This is a genomic window from Microcystis sp. M53603_WE2, assembly GCF_030065435.1.
Window position 1 is genome coordinate 1 of the sequence record NZ_JASJFF010001375.1, and the last position, 4,489, is coordinate 4,489.

General features: G+C 36.2%; 7 protein-coding genes. 4 read left to right on the forward strand and 3 right to left on the reverse strand.

Features of this window, described 5'->3' with window-relative positions; translation table 11 throughout:
* Window positions 1-173 precede the first annotated feature (173 nt).
* On the forward strand, window positions 174-440 hold the full coding sequence (locus PX481_RS28855) for a DUF4258 domain-containing protein (RefSeq protein WP_002757425.1): 267 nt from the start codon (window positions 174-176) through the stop codon (window positions 438-440).
* Window positions 391-633 carry a DUF2283 domain-containing protein gene (locus tag PX481_RS28860; RefSeq protein WP_002757423.1) on the forward strand — a complete coding sequence of 81 codons (243 nt, stop codon included), beginning with the start codon at window positions 391-393 and terminating at the stop codon, window positions 631-633. The genes PX481_RS28855 and PX481_RS28860 overlap by 50 nt, the downstream gene beginning before the upstream one ends.
* A 113-nt stretch (window positions 634-746) precedes the next feature.
* Here the strand turns inward: PX481_RS28860 and PX481_RS28865 are convergent, their stop codons facing one another.
* From PX481_RS28865 to PX481_RS28875, 3 genes are all read right to left on the reverse strand, one after another.
* On the reverse strand, window positions 747-884 hold the full coding sequence (locus PX481_RS28865; protein ID WP_002757422.1) for a hypothetical protein: 138 nt from the start codon (window positions 882-884) through the stop codon (window positions 747-749).
* Window positions 885-1,021: 137 nt separating this feature from the next.
* Window positions 1,022-1,981: a hypothetical protein gene (locus PX481_RS28870; RefSeq protein WP_002757421.1), complete on the reverse strand. Its 960-nt coding sequence runs from the start codon at window positions 1,979-1,981 to the stop codon at window positions 1,022-1,024.
* Window positions 1,982-1,999: 18 nt separating this feature from the next.
* Window positions 2,000-3,484, reverse strand: coding sequence for an AAA family ATPase (locus PX481_RS28875; protein WP_002757420.1), 1,485 nt, complete (start codon window positions 3,482-3,484; stop codon window positions 2,000-2,002).
* A gap of 257 nt (window positions 3,485-3,741) precedes the next feature.
* On the opposite strand from PX481_RS28875, the gene PX481_RS28880 reads away from it, so the two are divergent.
* The gene (locus PX481_RS28880; RefSeq protein WP_288097388.1) at window positions 3,742-4,182 is read left to right on the forward strand and encodes a DUF29 domain-containing protein; all 441 of its coding nucleotides are present in this window, start codon (window positions 3,742-3,744) and stop codon (window positions 4,180-4,182) included.
* Between the two features lie 168 nt (window positions 4,183-4,350).
* Window positions 4,351-4,489, forward strand: a 139-nt coding sequence (locus tag PX481_RS28885) for a DUF29 family protein (protein WP_288097390.1), incomplete at its 3' end; no start/stop codon positions are given.

Genomic DNA, 4,489 nt, shown 5'->3' on the forward strand with positions numbered 1-4,489 from the left:
AATCCTTATCTGGCAAGAGATTTAATTGATTAGTTCGCTCCAGATCGCAAACAATTGACAAAAATTGCGGCAATGTCTGTCTCTATAAAGGTTTCATTCCTTATAACCCCGTCCATTGCATAAGACAAACCGAAGAACCCTAATCCCTTACAAAAAAATACTCCGAAATCCTCGTGAACTTTATTTTAAGTCACCATGCCGAAGAAAAAATTATTCAACGCCAAATCTCTTTAAAAATATTGCAGGACATCCTCAATAATCCTGAGCAAATTTTAGAAGAAGATGGACTCAAAGTTTATCAAGGTACGTTTGTCACCATTAACAATCAAACTTATCTTCTGAGAATTTACATTAATGACTTAGTTGAGCCTCAAAAAATTGTTACACTATATGTTACCAGTAAACTTAAAAAATATAGGCAGCTATCAAATGAAAGCTAAATATGATGCTGAAGTTGACGTTTTAACAATTACCTGGCATGACACACCCGTAGAAGAAAGTGAGGCAATCAGTCCGGGGGTTATTCTTGACTATGATCAAGCAGGTAATGTAATCGGGATTGAAATTCTTAATGCTTCTCGAAAAATCGAGAATTTTTCTCCGAATGTGCAGGTAGCTATTTCTTCTCGATAAAGGTGATCGCTGATCCTGTAGTGCGAGCGCCGATCTGTAGGTTGGGTTGAGGTAACGAAACCCAACATTGCCTTTATTTCTTACCTTAATTTTTTGGGTTTCACTTCTACATTTTATTCCATACCAATATCACTATCAAAGATCAGCTTTTCTGAAACTCCCCACATCTGATCATAAATTCCTTCTTCAACATAACGGTGAAAACTGGAATATTGCCAATCTTTCGGAGCGTTTACTAATCCATGATGCACGGTATTCGAGATGATTAACAAAATCTCAATAAAAAACCCTTGACAAATCCCCGCCCTTGACAGATACTTATATATAGAATGGGAATCCGTACCTTCCTACAAACCCTCTTTTTTTAGGTCAAATAATGCGATTAAATTTATTCCTGCTCCCTGGGGTTGAGTTCTAGCTTCAGCAGTTTTAGGAGATGGGAAATATGGCAGCTTGGATTATCGCTATTGTGAGCATAAAATCTTCCTATTTGTAGTGCCAGTTGTTCTCTATATCTTTCTGGGGGTGATGTATGGTCCTCTGGAGGTTCAACTTGTAACCAATATTGCTTCGCTTTTTTGATAGTCAACAGAGCCAGCACTAATTCCGATTGGCTATTGTCGTGGCTAACTTGATATTGTTTTTGCCAAGATAGCTGTAATTTCTCCACTTCCGATAGTTCTAGGTTTTGACAATGAGAAATTCTCCCTTTAACTCTGGAAAAATTATTTTTTAAATCGGCATCATCCTTAATTTTATCTGCCATATCAAGATAAATATTTTCTAGCCTAGCAGCGGAATTTTGATAAACAGCCGAATGTTCGCTAAGAATTGATTGAATATGAGTATCGGGAAAAATAAAATAGCACTCTTTATGAATCAATCCCGTCACCCAAATTCTATGCTGTCCAACCCGATTGACTTTAATCAGTGATTTTTTATATAAGTCCTCAAAAATTTGCTCTAAATCCTTAAATGGATAGGAATCATCTAAACGTTTATTTTGTAAGTCTAAATCGACGATAGCGAACAGTTGCTGGGGATTTAAATAAGAAGCTTCTGGGTTCTCTTGATGCAAACGCAAAAGATTAAAGTAAGTATTTAAAACATCATTTCTATCACCACAGTTAAAAAAAGTCGGTATCTTTTGTCTCCAATCCCTAGGAAGACAAGCTTTATAAAAATTAGCATCGGGAAAATCTGCCATAGCTCGATAGGATTGAGGAGATAACCTGCCGGCATTTTTTTTGATTTCCCCTTCACAGAGGATGACAAATTTATTACGAATTTGACAGTTTGCCAGAATAAATTGACAATGTTCTAAAAGTTCCGTTTCCTTAAGACTCATGGGTTAGTTTCTCCATCTTTATTTCAATAGTTTTGGTTCTATCTCTTTAACATGAGCGGGAGTTAAAGCTTGACAGAGTTCATAGGAATGAGTGGCTAAGATATATTGATTGCTAGGTTCCCATTCCTGCAAGTCCTCAATAATTTTATATTGCCAGTCGGGATGGAGAGCAATCTCAATTTCATCCATCAAGACAATCGCATCTTTTATCCTACGATACTTTAGCCACAGATAGATACTTAATCGCTTCAGTTCCCCATGACTCAAATCCTCTGGATATAATTCTTCTCCGTTTGTGTCTCCTTTGAATTTAAAGGTAATCCCCGATATATCTTTATCTAAATTAATTTCTTTGTCGGATAAAATTGAATTTAAGTTTTGCCGTATTAGTTGATAATTATTTCCATATTCACCAGTTTCTATAGCTTGGGCAAAATCTTGATCACGAGCCATGATAAAGTAATTAATCAATAGCTCAACTGGCAGAAAATCGTAGGTAAATAAGTTGCTAAGTTTCTTTTTAATATCTGCCATGGCTAAATAATAGTTACTAGAGTCTGGATTCCCTTGATTTATCTGAAAAAGACTCTTGTTAGTAGCTTTAGGTAAAAAGATAAAAACTTGCGTTGAAGGTGCGGCTAAAAATATTTTTGAGGATAATTCTTTCATGAATAATTGAAATTCTTCTTGGGTTGCTTGAATAAATTTACACAACAAAAATATCTCTTGATTCTTCTGGTTATTGGCTTGACAAAGATATATTAAGCTATTTATTCCTAAAATATTTTTAATTATTTTTGTTTGCTGAAGTAATGTTTGAGATTGAGGAGCATCAATGTATATTTGAGCATTCGTCATTCCCAGTTTATCTTGAATAGAATTTATTATTACCTCTAAAAAATTTGCTGGATATTCATCTAAGTATATATCTATTGTTGATATTATGTCTAAATCAAATAAAAAATTGAGTTCTTCTGGGGTAAATAAATGTCGAATTAATTTGTTTCTTTCTGTTTCATCTTCTAGCTTCAATGTTGTAAGTTTTTCTTGAATATTTTTGAGTCTTTCACGTTGGCCATTTAGCTTTTTGATTTTTTGTTTAATGTCCTGTAATTTTTTTAAATCATCAACGTTAACAGTATCCAAATCTTCTTTTTGTCCGTCAAGATTAGATACCAAGTCTTTTACATAAGCATCTCTGCAAATAAAAAAATCTAGTTTTACTTCTTCCCGATTGTCGGTTAGAATTTCAAAAATAGCCAGGGTTTTCTGCTCTAACTCATCTTCTAGTTGACATCGATGGAGTAAATTTACCACATATTCTATCTTTTCTGGATCACCAGAACAATGAAGCAGGATAAAAATTAATTGTAGAAGGGTACTTTTGCCACCGCCATTTTGACTACCGATAGGGAATATCTGGGGAAAAAAGTCTTTCTCGAAACTAAGATCAATATTCTTTAACACTCGAAAGTCAGGAACTTGAACCCGTAGTAACCGCATTGTCAAAACCCCTGTAATCCTATCCTCTTGCTCATCTGCTTATTGTAGCCCACAGGCAAAGGTGAAACAATCTCTTATCCTACCGGCCAAATTCTGGCAGATTTTTTCAAAAAAATCCTTGACAAATCCCCGCACTTGACAGATACTTATATATAGAATGGGAATCCGTGCCTGCCTGCGAACCCTCTTTTTTTAGGTTAGATAAGCGTCAAGAAAATAAAAACCTAATACCTGACCAGCACTAAACAGGATAGGGTATGACAACTAAAGACTTATACGAACAAGACTATCTTGCTTGGTTAGAAGAAACGGCCAAACAACTGCGACAAAGACGGACAGATGTATTAGATTGGGAACATCTCGAAGAAGAAATCGAAGCGCTGGGGAATGAACAGAGACATAAAGTAGATAGTTATCTCCTACAATTGCTCATTCATCTGCTTCTCTACCAATACTGGCCGGAGGAAAGAGAAAGATGTGCGCGGGGATGGCAGGACGAAATCGCTAACTTTCGGGTGGAATTAGAACTTTTATTGGAGTCGAAAACCCTTTATAACTATTTTTTAACCAGAATCGCCGTTATTTACCCCAAAGCAGTGAAGCGAGTCCGACAAAAAAGCCAATTACCGGCCGCTATCTTTGCCGAAAGCTGCCCCTATAGTCCCGAACAAATCCTCGATTCCGATTTTCTCCCCTGAAATTCTGGCAGATTTTTTCAAAAAAACCCTTGACAAATCCCCGCACTTGACAGATACTTATATATAGAATGGAAATCCGTGCCTGCCTACGAACCCTCTTTTTTTAGGTTAGATAAGCGTCAAGAAAATAAAAACCTAATACCTGACCAGTGCTAAAGAGGATAGGGTATGACAAATAAAGACTTATACGAACAAGACTATCTTGCTTGGTTAGAAGAAACGGCCAAACAACTGCGACAAAGACAGACAGATGTATTAGATTGGGAACATCTCGAAGAAGAAATCGAAGCGCTGGGGAATGAACAGA

Excerpts from the sequence above, each read along its gene's own strand:
- PX481_RS28880 (WP_288097388.1), top strand. The coding sequence starts at position 3,742 with ATGACAACTAAAGACTTATACGAACAAGACTATCTTGCTTGGTTAGAA.
- PX481_RS28870 (WP_002757421.1), bottom strand. The coding sequence starts at position 1,981 with ATGAGTCTTAAGGAAACGGAACTTTTAGAACATTGTCAATTTATTCTG.
- PX481_RS28875 (WP_002757420.1), bottom strand. The coding sequence starts at position 3,484 with ATGCGGTTACTACGGGTTCAAGTTCCTGACTTTCGAGTGTTAAAGAAT.
- PX481_RS28860 (WP_002757423.1), top strand. The coding sequence starts at position 391 with ATGTTACCAGTAAACTTAAAAAATATAGGCAGCTATCAAATGAAAGCT.